At 61.7% G+C, this 21,475-nt stretch carries 20 protein-coding genes and 1 tRNA gene; 6 read left to right on the forward strand and 15 right to left on the reverse strand.

Going from position 1 to position 21,475, the window contains the following annotated elements; genetic code table 11:
• The first annotated feature begins 5 nt into the window (after window positions 1-5).
• The 3 genes from queE to VQ575_RS05945 all read left to right on the forward strand — a co-directional run bounded on the left by queE (window position 6) and on the right by VQ575_RS05945 (window position 1,486).
• Entirely contained in the window at window positions 6-653 is a 648-nt protein-coding gene (gene queE, locus VQ575_RS05935) for a 7-carboxy-7-deazaguanine synthase QueE (RefSeq protein WP_039591708.1), read from the forward strand.
• Between the two features lies 1 nt (window position 654).
• A complete protein-coding gene (queC, locus tag VQ575_RS05940; protein WP_039591709.1) occupies window positions 655-1,347 on the forward strand; it encodes a 7-cyano-7-deazaguanine synthase QueC in 693 nt (230 codons plus the stop codon).
• 63 nt (window positions 1,348-1,410) lie between these two features.
• Window positions 1,411-1,486 (forward strand) — tRNA-Lys (locus VQ575_RS05945).
• A gap of 93 nt (window positions 1,487-1,579) precedes the next feature.
• Here the strand turns inward: VQ575_RS05945 and VQ575_RS05950 are convergent.
• The 6 genes from VQ575_RS05950 to VQ575_RS05975 form a co-directional block, all read right to left on the reverse strand.
• Complete coding sequence (locus VQ575_RS05950; RefSeq protein WP_198723831.1) at window positions 1,580-2,512, reverse strand: LysR family transcriptional regulator; 933 nt, start codon at window positions 2,510-2,512, stop codon at window positions 1,580-1,582.
• An 80-nt stretch (window positions 2,513-2,592) separates the two neighbouring features.
• Complete coding sequence (locus VQ575_RS05955; protein WP_039591711.1) at window positions 2,593-3,795, reverse strand: cyanate transporter; 1,203 nt, start codon at window positions 3,793-3,795, stop codon at window positions 2,593-2,595.
• A 162-nt stretch (window positions 3,796-3,957) separates the two neighbouring features.
• Window positions 3,958-4,869 carry a copper homeostasis membrane protein CopD gene (gene copD / locus VQ575_RS05960; RefSeq protein WP_325919261.1) on the reverse strand — a complete coding sequence of 304 codons (912 nt, stop codon included), beginning with the start codon at window positions 4,867-4,869 and terminating at the stop codon, window positions 3,958-3,960.
• A gap of 4 nt (window positions 4,870-4,873) precedes the next feature.
• Window positions 4,874-5,260 (reverse strand): copper homeostasis periplasmic binding protein CopC, encoded by a 387-nt coding sequence (copC, locus tag VQ575_RS05965; protein ID WP_039591713.1) that lies wholly within the window; start codon window positions 5,258-5,260, stop codon window positions 4,874-4,876.
• Window positions 5,261-5,311: 51 nt separating this feature from the next.
• Window positions 5,312-6,187 (reverse strand): copper resistance protein B, encoded by an 876-nt coding sequence (locus tag VQ575_RS05970; protein ID WP_411829965.1) that lies wholly within the window; start codon window positions 6,185-6,187, stop codon window positions 5,312-5,314.
• A 37-nt stretch (window positions 6,188-6,224) separates the two neighbouring features.
• Window positions 6,225-8,021, reverse strand: a complete 1,797-nt coding sequence (locus VQ575_RS05975) for a copper resistance system multicopper oxidase (protein WP_325919263.1) — start codon at window positions 8,019-8,021, stop codon at window positions 6,225-6,227.
• A 302-nt stretch (window positions 8,022-8,323) separates the two neighbouring features.
• Between VQ575_RS05975 and nadA the strand changes: the two genes are divergently transcribed.
• Entirely contained in the window at window positions 8,324-9,382 is a 1,059-nt protein-coding gene (gene nadA, locus VQ575_RS05980; RefSeq protein ID WP_039591717.1) for a quinolinate synthase NadA, read from the forward strand.
• A gap of 77 nt (window positions 9,383-9,459) precedes the next feature.
• Here the strand turns inward: nadA and VQ575_RS05985 are convergent, their stop codons facing one another.
• The 8 genes from VQ575_RS05985 to VQ575_RS06020 form a co-directional block, all read right to left on the reverse strand.
• Window positions 9,460-9,948, reverse strand: coding sequence for an RDD family protein (locus VQ575_RS05985; RefSeq protein ID WP_045156740.1), 489 nt, complete (start codon window positions 9,946-9,948; stop codon window positions 9,460-9,462).
• A gap of 93 nt (window positions 9,949-10,041) precedes the next feature.
• Entirely contained in the window at window positions 10,042-10,254 is a 213-nt protein-coding gene (locus tag VQ575_RS05990; RefSeq protein WP_039591719.1) for a cold-shock protein, read from the reverse strand.
• A 395-nt stretch (window positions 10,255-10,649) separates the two neighbouring features.
• Window positions 10,650-11,774 carry a glycine cleavage system aminomethyltransferase GcvT gene (gcvT, locus tag VQ575_RS05995; protein ID WP_325919265.1) on the reverse strand — a complete coding sequence of 375 codons (1,125 nt, stop codon included), beginning with the start codon at window positions 11,772-11,774 and terminating at the stop codon, window positions 10,650-10,652.
• Window positions 11,775-11,805: 31 nt separating this feature from the next.
• Window positions 11,806-13,182, reverse strand: a complete 1,377-nt coding sequence (locus VQ575_RS06000) for an L-serine ammonia-lyase (RefSeq protein WP_045156739.1) — start codon at window positions 13,180-13,182, stop codon at window positions 11,806-11,808.
• Window positions 13,183-13,322: 140 nt separating this feature from the next.
• Window positions 13,323-16,172: an aminomethyl-transferring glycine dehydrogenase gene (gcvP, locus tag VQ575_RS06005; RefSeq protein WP_325919267.1), complete on the reverse strand. Its 2,850-nt coding sequence runs from the start codon at window positions 16,170-16,172 to the stop codon at window positions 13,323-13,325.
• A gap of 10 nt (window positions 16,173-16,182) precedes the next feature.
• A complete protein-coding gene (gcvH, locus tag VQ575_RS06010) occupies window positions 16,183-16,566 on the reverse strand; it encodes a glycine cleavage system protein GcvH (protein ID WP_039591723.1) in 384 nt (127 codons plus the stop codon).
• 334 nt (window positions 16,567-16,900) lie between these two features.
• Entirely contained in the window at window positions 16,901-18,409 is a 1,509-nt protein-coding gene (locus VQ575_RS06015) for a sigma-54-dependent transcriptional regulator (protein ID WP_198723848.1), read from the reverse strand.
• Between the two features lie 112 nt (window positions 18,410-18,521).
• On the reverse strand, window positions 18,522-19,427 hold the full coding sequence (locus VQ575_RS06020; protein ID WP_080942572.1) for a LysR family transcriptional regulator: 906 nt from the start codon (window positions 19,425-19,427) through the stop codon (window positions 18,522-18,524).
• A gap of 113 nt (window positions 19,428-19,540) precedes the next feature.
• On the opposite strand from VQ575_RS06020, the gene VQ575_RS06025 reads away from it, so the two are divergent.
• Both VQ575_RS06025 and VQ575_RS06030 read left to right on the forward strand, forming a co-directional pair.
• Window positions 19,541-20,419: an MBL fold metallo-hydrolase gene (locus VQ575_RS06025; RefSeq protein ID WP_325919269.1), complete on the forward strand. Its 879-nt coding sequence runs from the start codon at window positions 19,541-19,543 to the stop codon at window positions 20,417-20,419.
• Window positions 20,420-20,484: 65 nt separating this feature from the next.
• Window positions 20,485-21,099 carry an NAD(P)-dependent oxidoreductase gene (locus VQ575_RS06030; RefSeq protein WP_325919271.1) on the forward strand — a complete coding sequence of 205 codons (615 nt, stop codon included), beginning with the start codon at window positions 20,485-20,487 and terminating at the stop codon, window positions 21,097-21,099.
• Window positions 21,100-21,120: 21 nt separating this feature from the next.
• Here the strand turns inward: VQ575_RS06030 and VQ575_RS06035 are convergent, their stop codons facing one another.
• On the reverse strand, window positions 21,121-21,450 hold the full coding sequence (locus VQ575_RS06035; protein WP_187293334.1) for a GlpM family protein: 330 nt from the start codon (window positions 21,448-21,450) through the stop codon (window positions 21,121-21,123).
• Window positions 21,451-21,475: the final 25 nt, after the last annotated feature.

A 21,475-nucleotide genomic window follows, 5' to 3' on the forward strand; every position in this document is an offset into this window, starting at 1 on the left:
CGACTATGCAAGACACATTGAGAATTACCGAAGTTTTTTACTCGTTGCAGGGTGAAACGCGAACGGCCGGGCTGCCCACTGTTTTTGTGCGCCTCACAGGTTGTCCGTTGCGTTGCCAATACTGCGACAGCGCCTATGCCTTCAACGGCGGCACCTTGCGAACCCTCGACGATCTTCTCGAACAGGTGGCTGGCTTCCGTCCGCGCTATGTTTGCGTCACGGGGGGCGAGCCATTGGCGCAGCCCAATGCCATCCCGTTGCTCAAGCAATTGTGCGACGCCGGCTATGAGGTCTCTATCGAAACGAGTGGTGCGCTGGATATTTCCGCGGTCGATCCGCGTGTCAGTCGCGTCGTGGACCTGAAGACCCCAGGTTCGAAGGAGGCCCATCGCAACCGCTACGAAAACATCGAGCTGCTGACCCCCAACGACCAGGTCAAGTTTGTCATCTGCTCGCGGGAAGACTATGACTGGGCGGTGTCCAAGCTGATCCAGTATGGACTCGACCAGCGGGCCGGCGAGGTGTTGTTTTCACCAAGTCATCACGACTTGAATGCTCGGGATCTGGCGGATTGGGTGGTGGCGGACAATTTGCCGGTGCGCTTGCAACTGCAACTGCATAAGTATCTTTGGAACGACGAGCCGGGGCGCTGACATGACTGAACTATCAACTACTGCTGAAAAACGCGCGGTTATCCTGCTGTCGGGCGGCCTGGACTCGGCGACCGTCGTGGCCATGGCGCGGGCCGAGGGTTATCGCTGCTACACCATGAGCTTCGATTACGGCCAGCGCCACCGTGCCGAATTGCACGCCGCTGAACGGGTCGCCCGGGACTTGGGCGTGGTCGAGCACAAGGTCATTGGCCTGAACCTCAACGGCATCGGCGGTTCGGCCCTGACCGACAGTTCCATCGACGTCCCCGAAGTGCCGAGCGAAGGCATTCCGGTGACGTACGTGCCGGCGCGCAACACCGTGTTCTTGTCCCTCGCGCTGGGCTGGGCCGAGGTGCTGGAGGCGCGGGACATTTTCATTGGCGTCAACGCGGTGGATTATTCAGGTTATCCGGATTGCCGTCCGGAGTTCGTCGAGGCGTTCGAGCGCATGGCCAACCTGGCGACCAAGGCCGGTGTAGAGGGGCAGGGCTTCCGCATCCTGGCGCCGCTGCAAAACCTCAGCAAGGCCGAAATCGTCAAGGCGGGCGTGAAGCTTGGCGTCAATTACGGCCTGACCGTTTCGTGCTACCAAGCCGACGATCAGGGGCGCGCTTGCGGCAAGTGTGACAGCTGCCGCCTGCGAGCCGAAGGCTTCGCTGCGGCGGGTGTGAGCGATCCAACACCTTATTTTTGATTTATTTCAAATTAGGTGTTGAATAGTCCTTAAAAATCAGTATTATACGCGCCACCACACAGAGGGTCGTTAGCTCAGTTGGTAGAGCAGTTGGCTTTTAACCAATTGGTCGTAGGTTCGAATCCCACACGACCCACCATTTTCTGTAGTTTTAAAAGTCTGGAAGGCCCACGCAAGTGAGGATTTCCAGATTTTTTTTTGCCCGCGAAAAAGTTGTTGTTCGATGCCGGGATCAGGACAGGCGGATCTCGTCGCAAGCGTCCATGATCTGCTGGCGTAGCCAGGTATTGCTGCTGTCCTGGCTCGCTTTTTCGCTCCACATCATTTCCAGCGTAAAGTCCGGTAACGCCGGGGGCGGTTGGCGTTCGCCGAATCGCTCGTCGCAAATCAACGCCTGGATGCGCTTGGGCAGGGTCAGGATGTAGTCGGTTCCAGTGACCAGGGCCAACGCGGCCACATAACTGTTGGCTCGCGCGACGATCTGCCGCTTATAGCCCTGTCGAGCGAGCCAGCCATCGATCATGTTGGTATCGGACGTCCAGGGAGTCGGAAAGACATGCTGGCCCGCAGCGAACGCTTCGAGGCTGAAGTCCTGCCCGGCACCCGGAAATTTCCTGTCGACTACGCACACCAGCTCATCCGCCAGCAGTACCTGTGATTGCAATCCGTTGGCATCGCCATGGAAATGCGGGCCGAAACCCACGACAAGATCGAAGCGCTCATCCCTCAGCGCATCAAACGGGATATCTCGGTGGAACTTCGTGGTGTTGATGACCACGGGAAAACGGTTGCCGATGAAGCGCTTGACCAGTTTCGGAAGGATCAGGAGTTCGAAGTACTCCGGCGCGCAAAGATTGAACGTAATCTCTTCCTGATTCGGATCGAATCTCAGGGTGCCGGAATGGCAATGGTTGATGGTCTTGATTATCCCGAGTATCTGGCCGTACATGACAATGGCTTTGTGAGTCGGACTCATGCCGCTGCGGGTGTTGATGAACAGTTCGTCTTCGAAGCTCGTGCGCAGTTTTTTCAGGCAGTAGCTAACGGTCGACTGGCTGACACACAACGCTTCGGAAACCTGGGTGACGCTGCGCTGTTCATACACCGCGACGAATACCGTCAGGTCTTGCATATCCAGCTTTCGGAGCAGGTTACTAATGAGCATCAGCCAGTCTCGTCGCCATCCTTGCGTAAGATCCCGTTCCCACGAAGGCCTCCTTTATACAGGAGCATTGGCGTTTTAGCCTACGACAGTGGTGCCTGGCCAAGATGCCGAGCGTATTGCCTGGGGTTAAAGCGCAACGCCATCAGCATCATCAGTCCCATCGCCGCAGTCAGCGACCACCAGGCCCATTCGAAACTGCCCAATTGGTCACGTATCACGCCGGCGATCAGCGGCGAAAGGCCGGCGATCAGGTAGCCGATACCTTGCACGAAGGCGGTCAACGCACCGGCCCTGCGCGGGTTGTCCAAGTGATCGAGGGATACGATCAGGCTCATCGGGAACAGGCCACCGATGCCCAATCCCAGCAGGCAGGGCCACAGCAGACCGAAGCGACCTGGGCTGAGGATCAAGCCACAGAAGCCAGCCATGATCAGCGCCAGCAGCGCGATCAGTACCCAGCGTTTGTCCCGGCTGCGGTTGGCGAGCGCGGGGGTGACCAGGCCGGAAATCACTTCCATCGCCGTGAGGAATCCCAGCACCAGGCCAGCCTGCTGTTCGCTCCAGCCTTTTTCCAGGTAATACGGCGCCAACCAGGCCAGCACACACGTGTAGGACGCGGTGCCCAGGCCAAAAAAGAGTGCCAGCAACCAGGCCCGGCGGTTGTTGAAAAATGAGGCTTGCTGCTGTCCCGGTGCTTCGGGCAACGGGCCGACGGCCGAGCGCTGGGCCTGCCAGCAACCTAGCGCGACCAGCGCCAGCAGCGCCCAGATTGCCAGGCCTATGCGCCAACTGCCAGTCTCAGCCAGGACGAAGGGCGAGAGCGACGCGGCAATGGCCGCCCCACCCATGATCGAAGTGACGTACAGCCCCATGAACAACGAGACGTTGTCGCTGAAGCGCGATTTGATCAGCGCCGGCAGCACGGCCTGGATCAGGGCGATGCCGATTCCGGCCAAAATGGCGCTGATGATCAGCGCTGCGGCACTGTCCAGATAAAGGCGCGAGGCCGTGGCGAGGCCGATGATCACCAGCGACAGGAGGATGGTGCGGTGCTCGCCGATGCGCAGCGCCACGCGGATGCCCAGGAACATCGCCAGGCCCATCGCCATGACCGGTAACATGGTCAGCAGCGATGCCGTGGTGAAATTCAGGGGCACTTCGCCGCGAATCGCTGACAACAACGGGCCTACCGCCGCCATCGATGGTCGCAGGTTCAGCGCTATCAACACGATGCTGACCATTAGCCAGACGGCATGGGTACTTGAGGTTCGAACGTTTTCCATAACAGAGCCTTGGCTAAAGCAAAGCACCATTTAGGCGGGAGCAGCCCGATTTCGGCAAACTGAAAACTGGCGGGGCTTATTGAATAATTCGATACCGTCCACCCGGCATTTGTGGCGAGGGAGCTTGCTCCCTCGCCACGGGCCCAGTGGGACGCCAGCCGGTCAGTCCATCCCTGGGCTCAACGTCCCAAGCCAAGCCACCAACCCCAGGATGATGACCACCACGCAAAACTCCAGGACCATGCTGCGCCTCAACGCATTCACCGCAACGTGATGCTCGCCGGTCCGCCGGGCCTGCTCCAGCAGGGGGCTCAGTTGAAAACGATTCAGCGCGGCGAACACCAGCATGGCCATGAACAGGATGAGCTTGAGCGCCAGCAATTGGCCGTAGGTACTCTGGAGCATTCCGTCGACCCTTGGTCCGACAATGAACAGATAGTTGATCACCCCCGTCACGCTGATGACCACCACGAATACCGTCCCGGCGCTCTCGAAACCGGTCAACGTCCGGGCCAGTACCGCCAGCCGATTTTCGGCCTGGCGCAGCAGCAGGGCAAACGCCGCCAAGGCACCGACCCAGCCACCCGCGGCCCACAGGTGCAGGAAGTCGGTGATGAAGTGCCAGTTACGACGGGCGCCTTCATCCATGGCACCGTGGCCTGCCCAGGCCAGCGTCGCCAGGGCCACGGCCCCGCCCAGCGCGACCAGGCCCAGGCTGGCGGTCGGCCAGCGGTGGCTGAGTGTCGCGGCAACACCCGCCAGCAGCAACGCCGCCATGCGCACCGTCCAAGTCAGGCCGACATCGGTCTCCGCCACCATCATTTCAACGTGCGGCCGCAGTTCGGTCCACTCGGAAACACCACTCATCGCCCAGGCCATGCACGCCATCGCCGCCAGGGAGAGCAACCCGCCCAGCACCGCCGTGCTCACCAACAGCGGTGCGAAAGGCAATACCGCGCCCGACATGCGTTCCTTGCCCCGCAGGCTGTAGAGACCGAAGGCAGCCAGGCCGAACAGCAGCATCAGATCCAGGTACAGGGCAAAGCGCAGCGCAACGTTGATCGAGTCGCTCATCAACTCACTTCACCTTGAACTTAACGCTGCCGGTGATCGGGTGAGTGTCGGACGACACCGCGCGCCATTGCACCTGGTAAGTGCCGGTGGCGAGTGGCGCTTTCGGGGTGATGACCATGGTTTTCGGATCATCGCTCCCGGACACCTTGGCCAACACTGGCATCGGCGCATGGTCCGCCATGCCGGGCATACCCGTCATCATCAGCTTGGCGCCGGAAAACTTGGTGATCAGGTTTTCTGAAAAGTGCAGCTCGATCTTCGCCGGTGCCGCGCCCTCGGCCCCTTCGGCCGGCGTGGACGACAGCAGTTTCGGGTGGGCCTGGGCCAAGCCACTGGCCAACAGGCCGGCGGACAAGGCGACGGTGATAACAGCGGTTTTGATGAATGACATGCAAGGACTCCTACAGCTCGGTTTTAGTTTTTAGTGAAGCAGATCAGCGGCTCAGAACCACATGCGCACGCCCAGCACCAGGCGCGCTTCGCTGCGGTCCTCGCCTTCTTCCCGGGCGTAGTCGGCGGTGTTGCCGTAGACCCGATTCCAGGTGACGCCAATATAGGGCGCGAATTCGCGGCGTACTTCGTAGCGCAGGCGCACGCCGAGTTCGGTGTCCGACAACCCCGAGCCGACGCCACGGGCCGGATCGTTCTTGCCATAGAAGTTGGCTTCGGCGGTGGGCTGCAGGATCAGGCGATTGGTCAGCAGGATGTCGTAGTCACCCTCAAGGCGCGCCGCGCTCTGGCCACCCTCGCCGATAAAAGCGGTGGCTTCGGCCTCGAAGTTATACAGCGCCATGCCTTGTACGCCGAAGGCCGCCCAAGTCTGTGAATCGCCAGGCTTGAAATCCTGGCGAACGCCGGCCACCACGTCCCACCAAGGGCTGACGGCATGACCCCACAGGGCCTGGACTTCGGCTTCTTCGGTCTTGCCGTTGGTGCGTTCGCCTTCGGAGCGCAGCCACAAGCGATCGATATCGCCGCCGACCCACCCGGAGGCATCCCAGCTCAGGGCGCTGCCGTCGTCGGCGTCTTGCCATTCCAGTTGGTCGATCAGGAAAAACGAGTTGATGGCGCTGTCATGCACCGCGTGTCCACCGTGATCCTCGTAGACGGCGGCGCGGTCGGCGGCGGTCAGTTCCGGGATGGGCGTGCGGCTGCGGGTGGGGGCCGTCTGCATGGGCTCCATGCCCTGCATCGAGTCCATGCCTTGCATCTGGCTGTGGTCCATTCCCTGCATCTGGCTGTGATCCATGCCAGGCATGCCATTGCTTGCGGCCCAGGCCGAGACGCTGGTGCCGAGGGCAAGAATGGCCACGGGCAGGGCGGGGTATTTGATGATAGTGGTCACGGTCGCTTCCTCATTCCTGCACCCGAACTTCACGGAACATGCCCATCTCCATGTGATACAGCAGATGGCAGTGATACGCCCAGCGCCCCAGGGCATCGGCGGTGACCCGGTAGCTGCGCCTGGAGCCCGGTGGCACGTCGATGGTGTGCTTGCGGACCATGAATTGGCCGCTCTCGTCCTCCAGGTCGCTCCACATGCCGTGCAGGTGGATGGGGTGGGTCATCATGGTGTCGTTGATCAACACGATGCGCAGTCGCTCGCCGTACTTGAGCAGCAGCGGCGCGGCGTCGGAGAATTTCACGCCGTCGAACGACCAGGCGAATTTCTCCATGTGCCCGGTCAGGTGCAGCTCGATGGTACGGCCCGGTTCGCGGCCGTCGGGGTCGGGGAAGGTGCTGCGCAGGTCCGCGTAGGTCAGCACTTTGCGGCCATTGTCACGCAGGCCCATGCCCGGGTCGTCGAGCTTGGGCTTGACGCTCATGGCTTGCATGTCCACCAGCGGATTGTCTTTCTCCGAATCGGGGTGGGCCTGCATGCCGCCCATGCCTGGCATGGCACTGTGATCCATGCCGGACATGTCATCCATGCCCTGCATGCCTGCGTCCATGCCTTGTACCTGGCCGTGGTCCATGCTCTGCATCGAGCCGTGGTCCATGCCTTTCATTTCACCCATATTGCCGTGATCCATACCGCCCATGCCCATGTCATCCATGGTCACCAATGGCCTGGGGTCGAGGGGCGGAACCGGCGCCGACAGCCCGGCCCTGGTGGCGAGGGTGCCACAGGCATAGCCGGTGCGGTCCATCGATTGGGCGAACAGCGTATAGGCTTGCTGCGTGGGTTCGACGATGACGTCGTAGGTTTCCGCCACGGCGATTCGGAACTCATCGACGCTCACTGGCTTGACGTACTGGCCATCGGAGGCGACGACGGTCATTTTCAGGCCGGGAATACGCACGTCGAAATACGTCATGGACGAGCCGTTGATGAAGCGCAGGCGGATGCGCTCGCCAGGTTTGAACAGGCCGGTCCAGTTCATGTCTGGCGCCTGGCCATTCATGAGGTAGGTGTACGTGGCGCCACTGACGTCAGCAAGGTCCGTGGGATTCATTTTCATCTCGGCCCACATCTTGCGATCAGCCACGGTGGCGCCCCAGCCGTTCTTGCCCACATCGTCAATGAAATCGCCGACGGTGCGTTTGTTGTAGTTGTAGTAGTCCGACTGTTTCTTGAGCTTACGAAGCACGTCGGTGGGATCTTCGTCAGTCCAGTCGGTGAGCATCACCACGTAGTCCCGTTCGTACCGGAAGGGCTCGGGCTCCTTGGCGTCGATGACCAACGGCCCATAGACCCCGGCCTGCTCCTGGAAACCGGAATGACTGTGGTACCAGTAGGTGCCGTTCTGCCGGACCTTGAATTGGTAGACGTACATGCCGTCGGGCTCGATGCCCTTGAAGCTCAGCCCCGGCACGCCATCCATGTTCGCCGGCAGCAGGATGCCGTGCCAATGGATCGAGGTGGTGTCCTTCAAGCGATTGCGCACCCGCAGGGTCACGGTGTCGCCTTCGCGCCAGCGCAGCAGCGGGCCGGGGATGCCACCGTTGATGGTCTGGGCGGTGCGTGGGCTGCCGGTGAAGTTGACCGGGCTTTCGCCGATGAACAGGTCGAACTCGGTGCCGCTCAGTACGTTGGGTTGGCCAGGGCCAGTGACGGCCCAGACAGGGGCGCGCCACAAGCCCAGGCCAGCGAGGATGCCGCCGGCAGACAGGCCCTTTACAAAGGTTCGCCGGGAAGTTTTTGTTTGCATGCGATGAAAGTCCGTCAGTCGATTCGCTGCGTGCAAGGGAAGTGGTCCCATGCAGGGTAGAGCGAACGATGACACAGCCGGGCGGGGCGAGTGATTACATTTCAGTCAGCTTGGCACAGGCGCAAGTCGCCTGCCCGGGCACAGGTCAGAATGATCTTTTGCAACGGCGGGATATTCTGTAGCCTTGCCGGCTTCACGCTGTCCCGTGCCTGATGACATTCACTTTCCCGGCGGTACCCGAGTGGTCCGGAGCCGGGTGTATACTCGACTTTCGCGCAAATGCGCCTATAGGTCTTGCGAACATGACGCAGATTTCCGAACGCCTTCTGGTCCAGGCTCACCTCGATGCCAAGCAGCCCAAGCCGCTGTCGGCCGAGCAAGAGGCCTGGTACCGCGCTGCCATCGCCGCCGAGCTCAAGGCTCAGGACGCGGTGCTGGTCGCGCATTTCTATTGTGACCCGATCATCCAGGCCCTGGCCGAAGAGACCGGGGGCTGTGTCTCCGATTCCCTGGAGATGGCCCGCTTCGGCAACGCCCATCCGGCCAAGACCGTGGTGGTGGCCGGGGTCAAGTTCATGGGTGAGACCGCCAAGATCCTCAACCCTGAAAAACGCGTGCTGATGCCAACGCTGGAAGCTACCTGCTCCCTCGACCTGGGCTGCCCGGTGGATGAATTCTCGGCGTTCTGCGACCAGCATCCGGAGCGCACGGTGGTGGTGTATGCCAACACCTCGGCGGCGGTCAAGGCGCGGGCGGACTGGGTCGTGACGTCCAGCTGTGCACTGGAAATCGTCGAAAGCCTGATGGACAACGGCGAGACGATCATCTGGGGCCCGGACAAGCACCTGGGCACCTACATCCAGCGCAAGACGGGTGCCGACATGCTGCTCTGGGACGGCGCCTGCATCGTGCATGAAGAGTTCAAGTCCAAGCAATTGGAAGACATGAAGGCGCTGTACCCGGACGCCGCGATCCTGGTGCACCCGGAGTCGCCGACCTCGGTCATCGAGCTGGCGGATGCCGTGGGTTCCACCAGTCAGTTGATCGCCGCTGCCCAGAGCTTGCCGAACAAGACGCTGATCGTCGCCACTGACCGGGGCATTTTCTACAAGATGCAGCAGCTGTGTCCGGACAAGGTCTTCATCGAAGCCCCCACCGCCGGCAACGGCGCGGCGTGCCGCAGTTGCGCGCATTGCCCATGGATGGCGATGAACACCCTGGAACGCACGCTCAAAAGCTTGCAGGAAGGCACCAACGAGATTTTCGTCGACCCGGCGTTGATTCCCCAGGCGATTCGCCCCCTCAAGCGCATGCTGGATTTCACTCAGGCAGCGCGGATGAAGTTGGCGGGGAATGCCTGAAGCTGAAGACGATAGCGGGGCTGCGAGGATTTCTTGGCGAGGGAGCAAGTTCCCTCGCCACGGGTCCTGTGGTGTTCTTATTTGGTTTTCTTTGGAATCCGCACCAACTGCGTATCCGAGTAGATGTCATGCCAACTGCGCTTGCGCTTGTCGAACAGCGCCCAGATAAAGCCCGCGCCCAACAGCAGCAATGACGCAATCGATACCACGAACCGCAACAGCGCCTGCCACAGGCTGATGGCCGTGCCGTCGGCGTTCTGCACGCGGATGCACCAGACCTGCATGCCCAGGGTCTGGCCGTTGTGGGTCCAGAACTTTGCGAAGAAGCCGAACAGCACGAAGAGCAACACCGTTGATAGCAGCGGATCGCCGTCCAGCGCGCCGGCGTCGGTGAGGGCGCGCATCTTTTCTTCGCCAATGATCGCCATCTGGATCATCTTGTAGACACCGCCAGTGACGATCAGCAGCGCCGTGCACAGCAGGAAGTCATAAAACATCGCGGCCAGGCGACGACCCAGGCCGGCGGGAGGGAAGTCACCCTGGGGGGTGAGCAGGTGTTTCGACATGACGGCCTCGAGCCAAAAAGAACCCATTTTACGGATTTACGCCCATAAAAAAGCCCCTGATATCAATCAGGGGCTTTTTAGTGTGCGAAAGCCTTAGGCTTCGGCAATAACCTCGTCAGCCTGCATGCCTTTCTGGCCTTGCACGGCAACGAAAGTGACTTTCTGGCCTTCTTTCAGGCTCTTGAAGCCGTTGCCCTGGATGGCGCGGAAGTGTACGAACAGATCCGGACCGCTTTCAGGGGTGATGAAACCAAAACCTTTTTCGTCGTTGAACCACTTGACGGTACCGCTCTGACGTTCAGCCATTTTCTTATTTCCTTGACGCTAAATTAATGACAGCCTCTTTCCACACGAAAGAGTACTGGGGCTGGGTTGCAGGAAAGTAAGATGACGTCGAACGGGTTGTAGCTAACTTCGTAGGCTACTGCCCAGGTCACGATCCAAGCGACCCATGCAAACACAGTGACGAAACTCTACGCCAACTTCCAACGAAAAAACAACCCCCCCTCAAGGGCCCGTATTTACTCAGCTTTGCTGGCGTTTTAGATGTTTCCTCAAGGTCGCCTTAATCAAAAGGCAAGTCCAGTAGTTCCGTAGCGTTATAAGCCCGGATGATTAACACTAGATGCACCTTTTTATGGCGGTTGCGTTACACATTAGTGCACGTTTAGCGCAACCGCGTTACTTATAGAAACAACCAATCAACCACGGTAGTAGCGCTGTGGAACGAATGGCATTTTGCTTACAAGCAGAGGCACTTTTTTCCCACGCACGATGGCCCAGACTGGCGTGTCCAAGGCGACGTAGGCGCTGTCCAGGTAACCCATCGCCAACGGACCGCCCAGTGTCGGCCCGAAGCCGCCGCTGCAAACCGTGCCGATGGTCTCGCCGGCCTCGTTGACGATCTGCGCACCTTCGCGAACCGGTGTGCGTTCCTGGGGCAACAGGCCGACACGTTTGCGCTTCACGCCTTGCTGTTGCTGGGCAAAAACGGTTTCCGCCCCAGGGAAGCCCCCGGCACGAGCGCCGTCGGCGCGGCGCACCTTGGAGATTGCCCAGAGCAAGCTGGCTTCGATCGGCGTGCTCTCGGTGTTCATGTCATGGCCGTAGAGGCACAGGCCGGCTTCCAGGCGCAGGGAGTCACGGGCGCCAAGGCCGATGGCGGCTACCTCTGGCTCAGCCAGCAGCGCGCGGGCGAGTTTCTCCGCGTCGGCCGCCGGCACGGAAATCTCGAAACCGTCTTCACCGGTGTAGCCCGAACGGCTGACAAAGCAATCCACGCCCAGCAGGGTGACGCGCTGGAATTGCATGAAAGTCATCTTCGTCACTTCCGGGGCCAGGCGTGCGAGGACGGTGACGGCCTCCGGGCCTTGCAGGGCGAGCAGGGCGCGGGCTTCGAACAGCGGCTCGATGTTGCACTGGCCGCCGATGTTCGCTTGCAGGTGGGCCAGATCCTGGTCCTTGCACGCCGCGTTGACCACCAGGAATAGTTCGTCATTGCCCAGGTTGGCGACCATCAGGTCATCCAGGATGCCGCCGTTCTCATTGGTGAACATGGCATAGCGCTGCATGCCCACCGGCAGGTCGATGATGTCCACCGGCACCAAGGTTTCCAGGGCCTTGGCGGCACCTGCGCCGGTCAGGCGTATCTGGCCCATGTGGGACACATCGAACAGCCCAGCCTGATCACGGGTGTGCTGGTGTTCCTTCATCACGCCCAACGGGTATTGCACGGGCATGTCGTAGCCGGCGAACGGCACCATGCGGGCGCCGAGTTCAAGGTGCAGCGCGTGCAGCGGGGTTTTCAACAGTTGTTCGGTGGACATATCAACTCCTGGAAAATGAAAATGACGCGCGTCAGCATTCGATGATGTTGACCGCCAGACCGCCGCGGGCGGTCTCCTTGTATTTGCTTTTCATGTCGGCGCCGGTCTGGCGCATGGTGCGGATGACTTTGTCGAGGGAGACGAAGTGATGCCCGTCGCCGCGCATGGCCATGCGCACCGCGTTGATGGCCTTCACCGAGCCCATGGCGTTGCGTTCGATGCACGGCACCTGGACCAGGCCGCCAATCGGGTCGCAGGTCAGGCCGAGGTTGTGTTCCATGCCGATTTCAGCGGCGTTTTCCACTTGTTGCACGCTGCCGCCCAGCACTTCGCACAGTGCGCCGGCGGCCATGGAACAGGCCACGCCGACCTCGCCCTGGCAACCGACTTCAGCGCCGGAGATGGAGGCGTTTTCCTTGTACAGGATGCCGATGGCGGCGGCGGTCAGCAGGAAGCGCACTACGCCATCTTCATTGGCCCCGGGAATGAAGCGCATGTAGTAATGCAGCACGGCCGGGATGATGCCCGCCGCACCATTGGTTGGGGCGGTGACGACGCGTCCGCCATAGGCGTTTTCTTCGTTGACGGCCAAGGCATACAGGTTGACCCAGTCCAGCACCGACAGTGGGTCGCGCAGTGCGGCTTCGGGATTCTTGCACAGCTGGCGATGCAGCGCGGCGGCTCGCCGCTTGACCTTCAGCCCGCCCGGCAGGATCCCTTCGTTGCGACAGCCCGCCGCCACGCAATCCTGCATCACTTGCCAGATCTTCAGGAGGCCGGCGCGCGTTTCGGCTTCTGGGCGCCAGGCACTTTCGTTGGTCAGCATCACTTGGCTGATGGACAGGCCATAGGTGCTGCAATGGGCCAGCAGATCCTTCGCGCTCTTGAACGGGAAGGTCAGCGGTGTGGCATCTTCGACGATACGGTCGGCGCCGGCCGCGTCTTCGTCCACGACAAAGCCTCCGCCCACCGAGTAGTACTCGCGGCTGCGCACTTGCAGCCCGGCGGCATCGAAGGCGCGGAAGATCATGCCGTTGGGGTGGTAGGCCAACGGTTTGCGGATCATCGCCAGGTGCAGTTTTTCGTTGAATTCGATGATGTGCTCGCCGAGCAGGTTCAGGCGACCGCTGCTGCGGATCTCCTGGAGCCGGGCGGTGACTGTTTCGGTGTCCACGGTGTCCGGATGCTCGCCTTCCAGGCCCAGCAGCACGGCCTTGTCGCTGCCGTGGCCTTTGCCGGTGGCGCCGAGGGAACCGTATAGCTCGACTTTGACGCTGGCAGTGGCATGGAGCAGCTCATCACGACGCAACCCTTCGACGAAACGGGCCGCGGCACGCATCGGGCCGACCGTGTGGGAGCTGGAAGGGCCGATGCCGATCTTGAACAGGTCGAACACGCTTAACGACATGGTGTTTCTCCGGTTTCTTTTTATGGGATCGACGGTTTTAGGAGATTGGCGTAGATCCAATGTGGGAGCGAGCAAGCCCGCTCCCACAAGGGAGTATGCGCTGTGGTTGAAAGGGGCGAGCAAACCCACCCCCCTTCAGGTCAAGCGTAGCTTTCGATCGACGGGCAGGCGCAGACCAGGTTGCGGTCGCCGAACACGTTGTCGACCCGGCCCACGGGCGGCCAGTATTTGCCTTCGATCAACGACGCCACCGGATACACCGCCTGTTCGCGGCTGTAAGGGTGGGTCCAGTCGCCGACGAGTTCCGCGGCGGTGTGCGGGGCGTTCTTCAGCGGATTGTCGTCTTTGTCGAGGCTGCCATTTTCAACTGCGCGGATTTCTTCGCGGATGCAGATCATGGCGTCGCAGAAGCGGTCCAGTTCTTCCTTGGATTCGCTTTCGGTCGGCTCGATCATCAAAGTGCCGGCCACTGGGAACGACATGGTCGGGGCATGGAAGCCGAAGTCGATCAGGCGCTTGGCGACGTCATCGACGCTGATGCCGCTGCTATCCTTGAGCGGACGCAGGTCGAGGATGCACTCGTGGGCCACCAGGCCGTTGCTGCCGGAGTAGAGCACCGGGTAGTGCTCTTCCAGGCGACGGGCGATGTAGTTGGCGTTGAGGATCGCCAGTTGCGAGGCGCGCTTGAGGCCCGCGCCGCCCATCATGCGGATGTACATCCAGGTGATCGGCAGGATGCTCGCGCTGCCGAACGGCGCCGCGCAGACTGCGCCTTCCTTGCGTTGCATGTTGGCGTGGCCCGGCAGGAACGGCGCCAGGTGCGATTTGACGCCAATCGGGCCGACGCCCGGGCCGCCACCGCCGTGAGGGATGCAGAAGGTCTTGTGCAGGTTCAGGTGCGACACGTCGCCGCCGAACTTGCCTGGGGCGCAGAGGCCGACCATGGCGTTCATGTTGGCGCCGTCGATGTACACCTGGCCACCATTGTCATGAATGATGCCGCAGATTTCGCGGATGCCTTCTTCGAACACACCGTGGGTGGACGGGTAGGTGATCATCAGCGCGGCGAGGTGTTCGCGGTGCTCGATGGCCTTGGCGCGCAGGTCTTCGATGTCAACGTTGCCGCGGGCATCGCAGGCGGTCACGACCACGCGCATGCCGGCCATGTTGGCGGTGGCCGGGTTGGTGCCGTGGGCCGAAGACGGGATCAGGCAGATGTCGCGACGGTCTTCGCCACGGCTCTGGTGATAGGCACGGATCGCCAGCAGGCCGGCGTATTCACCCTGGGAACCGGCGTTGGGTTGCAGCGACACCGCGTCATAGCCGGTGGCGGCGCAGAGCATGGCTTCCAGTTCGTCGGTCAGTTGCTGGTAACCCGCGCTTTGCTCGGCCGGGGCGAACGGGTGCAGGGCGCCGAACTCGGCCCAGGTCACCGGGATCATTTCGCTGGCGGCGTTGAGTTTCATGGTGCAGGAACCCAGCGGGATCATGGTGCGATCCAGGGCCAGGTCCTTGTCGGCGAGCTTGCGCAGGTAGCGCATCAGCTCGGTTTCGGAATGGTAGCGGTTGAACACCGGGTGGCTGAGGATCGCCGATTGGCGCACCAGTTCGGCCGGGATGCGGCTTTGCACGCTGGCGGCCAGTGCAGCGAAATCTGGCAGGGCCTTGCCTTCGGCCAACAGACCCCAGAGGGTTTCGATATCCGCCTGGCTGGTGGTCTCGTCCAAGGACAGGCCCAGGCGTTCAGCATCGACCACACGCAGGTTGATGCGCTGGGCACGGGCCTTGTCGTGCAGGGCGGCGGTTTGCGCGCCGGTGTGCAGGGTCAGGGTGTCGAAGAAGCTCTCTTGCTCGACGTTCAGGCCCAGCGCGCCCAGGCCCTTGGCGAGAATCGCGGTCAGGTGATGGATGCGATTGGCGATTTGCACCAGGCCCTTGGGGCCGTGGTACACGGCGTACATGCTGGCAATGTTGGCCAATAGCACTTGGGCGGTGCAGATGTTGCTGGTGGCTTTCTCGCGGCGGATGTGTTGCTCGCGGGTCTGCATCGCCAGGCGCAGGGCAGGCTTGCCGAAACGGTCCACGGAAACGCCGACCAGACGGCCAGGCATGTCGCGCTTGAACGCATCCTTGGTGGAGAAATAAGCCGCGTGTGGGCCGCCGAAGCCCAGCGGCACGCCGAAGCGCTGGGCGCTGCCGATGGCGACGTCGGCGCCGAATTCGCCTGGCGGGGTGAGCAGGGTCAGGGCCAGCAGGTCAGCGGCGACGGCCACCAGGGCGTTGGTCGCGTGGAAGCGTTCGGTCAGTTCGCGGTAGTCGAACAGGTCACCGTTGCTGGCCGGGTATTGCAGCAGCGCACCAAAGAAACCGCTGACGTCGCTCAGTTCGCGCTCGTCGCCCACGACCACGTCGATGCCCAGGGGCTCGGCACGGGTGCGCAGCACGTCGAGGGTTTGCGGGTGGCTGTGCACGGAGGCGAAGAAGGCGTTGCTGCCCTTGTTCTTGCTCAGGCGCTTGCAGAAGGTCATGGCTTCGGCGGCGGCGGTGGCTTCATCCAGCAAGGAGGCGTTGGCGATCGGCAGGCCGGTGAGGTCGCTGATCAGGGTCTGGAAATTCAGCAGCGCTTCGAGACGGCCCTGGGAGATTTCTGGCTGGTATGGGGTGTAGGCGGTGTACCAGGCGGGGTTTTCCAGCAGGTTGCGCAGGATCGGCGCCGGCGTGTGACAGTTGTAGTAGCCCTGGCCGATGTAGGTCTTGAACAGCTGGTTCTTGCCGGCGATGGCTTTGATCGAGGCCAGTGCATCGGCTTCGCTCTGGCCGTCGCCCATGTCCAGCACGCTGGTGCCCTTGATGCTTTCCGGGATGACGCTGGCGCTCAGGGCTTCCAGGGAGTCGAAGCCCAGGCGTTCGAGCATGGCTTGCTCGTCGTCTGCACGCGGGCCGATGTGGCGGGCGATGAATTCGTTGGCGGTGCCGAGATTAACGGTCATGGTGCGCTCCTCAGGCTTCGGCGTTGGCTTTGATCAGGCGGTCGTAGGCGTCTCGATCCAACAGCTTAGCCACTGCGTCGGCGTCGGTCGGTCTGAAACGGAAGAACCAGCCTTCGCCCATCGGGTCTTCATTGACCAGTTCCGGGCTGCTGTCGAGGTTGCCATTCACTTCGAGCACTTCACCGTCCAGCGGCATGTACACACCGCTGGCCGCCTTGACCGATTCCACGGTGGAGGCTTCGGCGCCTTTTTCATAGGACTGCAATTCAGGCAGTTGCACAAAAACCACGTCGCCCAACGCATTCTGCGCGAAAGCGGTGATGCCTACGGTAACGCTGCCGTCGGTTTCGGCGCGCAGCCATTCGTGATCTTCAGTGAAACGCAACTCGCTCATGGAAACTCCTGGGGCCAGATTCGTCTGGTGGACGCGAAGAAAGGCGCGGGGCTTGGCCCGGCCGAATGCAATACCCATAGCAAGAATGCGGCCAATGTCATTAATGGCTTGTTTATCAAGGGCTTAACAGGTTCTGTCGGCGCTCGAATTGTCTTGGCTGTAGCGAAATCGCTACAGCTGGACGCCTGTAAAAAATCGTTGTGGGATCAAAGCCTTGCGCCGTGCAGGTTAGCGCGGAGTGTAGCGATATCGTTCCGCTGTAGCGCTTTCAGTACAGTGAAGGTCGTTTCTGGCTAGCTTTCAAGTATGCCGCAGGCCCTATTGGGAGCTGGGTCTATGGCTTCCCCGAAATCCCATACTTGCGCAACCGATGGGCAATTGCGGTATGGGAGGTTTGCAGGCGGCTGGCCAATTGGCGGGTGGAGGGGTAATTGGCATACAAGCTTTCGAGCAACTGCTTCTCGAAGCCTTCCACAGCCTGCTCCAGGCTCTCGACTTCCACATCGCCCTGGCGCGCGACCGAAGTGCCGGCGATGTCCAGGTCGCCGATGTCCACCAGGCTGCTTTCGCAGATGGCGGCGGCGCGAAAGATCACGTTCTGCAATTGCCGCACGTTGCCCGGCCAGCGGTTGCCCAGCAGCGCCGGGTACGTGCCGGGGGCCAGGCGGCAAACCGGGCGCTGGATCTGCGCACAGGCTTGCTGCATGAAATACCGCGCCAACAGCAGGATGTCCTGGCCACGCTCACGCAGCGGCGGAACTTCAACGTTGAGCACATTCAGGCGATAGAACAGGTCTTCGCGGAACGAGCCTTCGCTGACCATTTTCTCCAGGTTGCGGTGAGTGGCGCTGAGGATCCGTACGTTGACCTTGATCTCCCGGTCACCGCCGACCCGGCGAAAGCTGCCATCGTTCAAGAAGCGCAGCAGCTTGGCTTGCAGGTACGGCGACATCTCGCCGATTTCATCGAGAAATACCGTGCCCTGGTTCGCCAGCTCCATCAACCCCGGCTTGCCACCCCGTTGCGCGCCCGTGAAGGCGCCGGGGGCATAGCCGAAGAGCTCGCTTTCGGCCAGGTTCTCCGGCAGCGCGGCGCAGTTCAGTGCCAGGAACGGCGCGCCGTGACGGGCACTGATGGCGTGGCAGGCGCGGGCCACCAGTTCCTTGCCGGTACCGGTTTCGCCCTGGATCAGCAACGGTGCGTCCAGTGCCGCAACGCGCTGGGCACGAGCCTTGAGCGTACGGATCGCCGGGGATTCGCCCAGCAATGCATCGAAACCTTCGGCGTGGTCGTGATGCAGGGCCGAAAGGCGTTCGCCGATACGGTTGGGCTGGTAAAGCGTCAACAACGCGCCGGCGTCGGTGATGGGCGTGGCGTCCAACAGTAAGGTCTGGCCGTTGAGGGTGATTTCCCGCAGCGGCAAGCGGAAGCCATTCTCCAGCAAGGCGCCGAGCAGTGCCTCGTCACTGAACAGCTCGGCCACGCTTTCCCCGGCCGGTTCACGGCCGTACAGGGCGATCAGCGCCGGGTTGGCCAGCAACACTTTGCCGGCGCTGTCCAGGGCCAACACCGGGTCGGTCATGGCGGCGAGCAAGGCATCGAGCTGCAAGTGCCGACGCTGGCCCGGCAGGATGTCCACCACCGTGACCGCCTGCACGCCGCGCACGCTGAACAGCGCCTCGCGCAACTCATCCAGCACTTGCGGGCTGAGGGTCGGGGCGTCGATGTACACGTTGGGCGGCACCATCTCCACCGCATCCAGGTTGAGATTGCGCCCACCGAGCAACGCCAGGACTTCCTGGGTGATGCCGACGCGGTCGATGAAGCTGACGTGGATACGCATGGGGCGGTTTTGGATTCTGGGAGGCGGAGGGTGGCAAGTATGCCTTGGGGCGGGCTGTTGGTGAAATCCCGGCGCAGGCTTGAAGCTTTACAGAGATGCCTCAGGGACGGGGTTATAGCCCCACATCCCACTCCGGCGTCTCGGGAAACTTGAGCACCAGGAAATCCAGCAGGCTGCGCAATGCCGACGGCATGTGCTTGCGCGACGCGTACACCGCGTACATGTTCATCCGGCGCGGTTCGGCGTGGGCCAGCAGCCGCACCAGTTCGCCGTTCTGGATATGAGGGCCGGCCTGGTAGCTGGGCAGCATCGCCACACCGGCGCCGGCTATGGTTGCCTGGAGCAAGGTGCTGGCTTCGTTGGCGCTGATGTTGCCCTGCACCGGCACCGAAACCTGATCGCCGTCCTGCTCGAAATGCCACAGGCTTTTGCCGACGTAGGAGTGGGTCAGGCAGTTGTGCCGGCTCAGGTCTTCTACCCGCTGCGGTATCGGGTGTTCGCGCAGATAACGGGGCGCGGCGCAGATGACCGAGCGGCAGACCGTGAGGCGCCGGGCGATGAGGTTGGGATCGAGGTCGTTGCTCATGCGGATCGCCAAGTCGATGCGTTCGTCCACCAGATTGACGGTGCGATCGAGCATCTGCAGGTCGACGCTCACCCCAGGATATCGTTGGACGTACTCGGCCATCGCGCTCGCCAGTTGCGATTGGCCGAACGAGGGGCTGGCGCTGACGCGCAGCATGCCTCGTGGGGCGTCTTGCGGGGTGCTGACTGCCGCTTGCATGTCGCCGCACAGCTCCAGCATCTGTCGGCAGCGTGGCAGGATCTCCGTGCCCGCGGCTGTCAGGCTCAGCTTGCGGGTGGTGCGGTGCATCAATCGGGCGCCGACCCAGTCCTCCAATTCCGCCAAATAGCGCGACACCACGGGCCGGGACAAGTCCAGATGCTCGGCCGTAGCCGATTGGCTGCCCAAGTCCACCACGGTGACGAACACCCGCATTGCTTGTAGACGATCCATGATTTGCCCGATTTCAGAAACAAACTATGTCCCAGCATCGCATTTTTTGTAATGAGTTGGGCAACTAAGCTCCGTTCATTCCCTTGCGGGCCTTTGTACTAACGGAGCACCTCATGACCGGTTTTACCCCCATCAAACGCTTGCTGCTGGCGACTGCGGCGCTGGCCTTCACGGCCCAGGCCTGGGCCGCCGATTTGACCCTGGACGTCTATAACCCCGGCGCGGCGGCGATCTTCCCGGTGACTTCGGTACTGGTCAGTGGCGAAAAAGAGGCGATTCTGGTGGACGCCCAATTTGGCAAATCCCAGGCCGAGCAGGTCGTGGAAAAAATCCGCGCCAGTGGCAAGCGATTGACCACGATCTACATCAGCCACGGCGACCCCGACTATTATTTCGGCCTGGAGACCCTTACCGCTGCGTTCCCGGACGCCCAGGTGCTGGCCTCCGCGCCGACCGTCGAGCACATCAAGCACACCATGGACGGCAAGCTGAAATACTGGGGGCCGATCCTGAAGACCGATGCACCGGCCAAGGCCATCGTGCCCCAGGTGCTCAAGGGCGACAGCCTGACGCTGGAAGGCCAGCGCTTGCAGATCGTCGGCCTTGATGGTCCACAGCCCGACCGCAGTTTTGTGTGGATTCCATCGATCAAGGCCGTGGTTGGTGGCGTGGTAGTGGCGCAGAACATCCATGTGTGGATGGCCGACACCCAGACGCCGCAATCCCACAAGGATTGGCTGGCGACCCTGGATAACATCGAGAAGCTGCAACCGGCCACCGTGATCCCCGGCCATTACCTGGGCAAAAGCGCTCGTTCCCTGGCGCCAGTGCGCTTTACTGCCGGTTACATCAAGGCCTTCGATGAAGAAACCGCCAAGGCCAAGGATTCCGCCGCGCTGATCGCCGCCATGAAACTACGCTATCCGGACCTGGGGGAAGACAGTTCCCTGGAGCTGAGCGCCAAGGTGGCGAAGGGCGAGATGAAGTGGTGAAAAACGATCTGTAACTCGCCACAAGAGCATGTATTTCTGACATCGCTAATTCATTGGAGAATCGCATGAGCAAAATCGCAATCATCGGCGCCACCGGCCGCGCCGGCAGCCACCTGTTGGAAGAAGCCCTGCGTCGCGGCCACAGCGTGACGGCCATTGCCCGCAACACCGCAAAAGTCCGCTCACGGGACGGTGTGGTCAGTAAGCAGTTGGATGTACGGGGCAGCGAGGCATTGACCGCTGCTGTTGAAGGCCACGACGTGGTGATCAGTGCCACGCACTTCGCCACGGTGGCGGCTGACAAAATCATCGCGCCGGTGAAGGCCGCCGGGGTCAAGCGCTTGCTGGTGGTCGGCGGAGCCGGTTCGTTGCTGCTGCCGGATAACAGCCGGGTAATCGACAGCGACGGCTTCCCGGAGGAGTACCTGGCCGAAGCCAGCGCCGGAGCCTTGTTCCTGGATGTGCTGCGCCAGGAACAGGGCCTGGACTGGACCTTCCTCTCGCCTTCGGCTGAATTCGTCGAAACCGAGCGTACCGGGCAGTTCCGAGTGGGCAAGGACCACCTGCTGTTCGATGACGCCGGGCGCAGTTGGATCAGCTTTGCCGACTACGCCATTGCAATGATCGATGAAGTGGAAACGCCGCAGTTTTCGCGGACGCGGTTTACCGTCGGCTATTGAGTCACCGGTTTGGGTGGGGAGTCAGCCGTGAAGCCGCACCCAGACGCTGACCAGCACCGTCGCCGCCATCAGCCAGGCGACGGCTGCTACGGCCAATGAAGCTTCCAGGCGCATCCGGTCGACCATCACGTACAGCGTCGCGAGATAGACGAAGTACGGAATGATCGACCACATCCCAAAGACGATGGTGGTCTTCAGGTCGTCCACCGAGCGCCCCTTGCCGACGATGTAGTGGGCGATCAGGGCGAAGGTCGGGAACAAGGGCACCAGCCCGGCGATGTAGTAATTCCTGGTCTTGGCCAGCATCGCCAGGATGACCACCACGGCTGCACCCAGCGCCGCTTTGAAAATCAGATCCACAGGTTCACGTCCCAGG

This window comes from Pseudomonas frederiksbergensis (assembly GCF_035751725.1).
Taxonomy (GTDB): domain Bacteria; phylum Pseudomonadota; class Gammaproteobacteria; order Pseudomonadales; family Pseudomonadaceae; genus Aquipseudomonas; species Aquipseudomonas frederiksbergensis_A.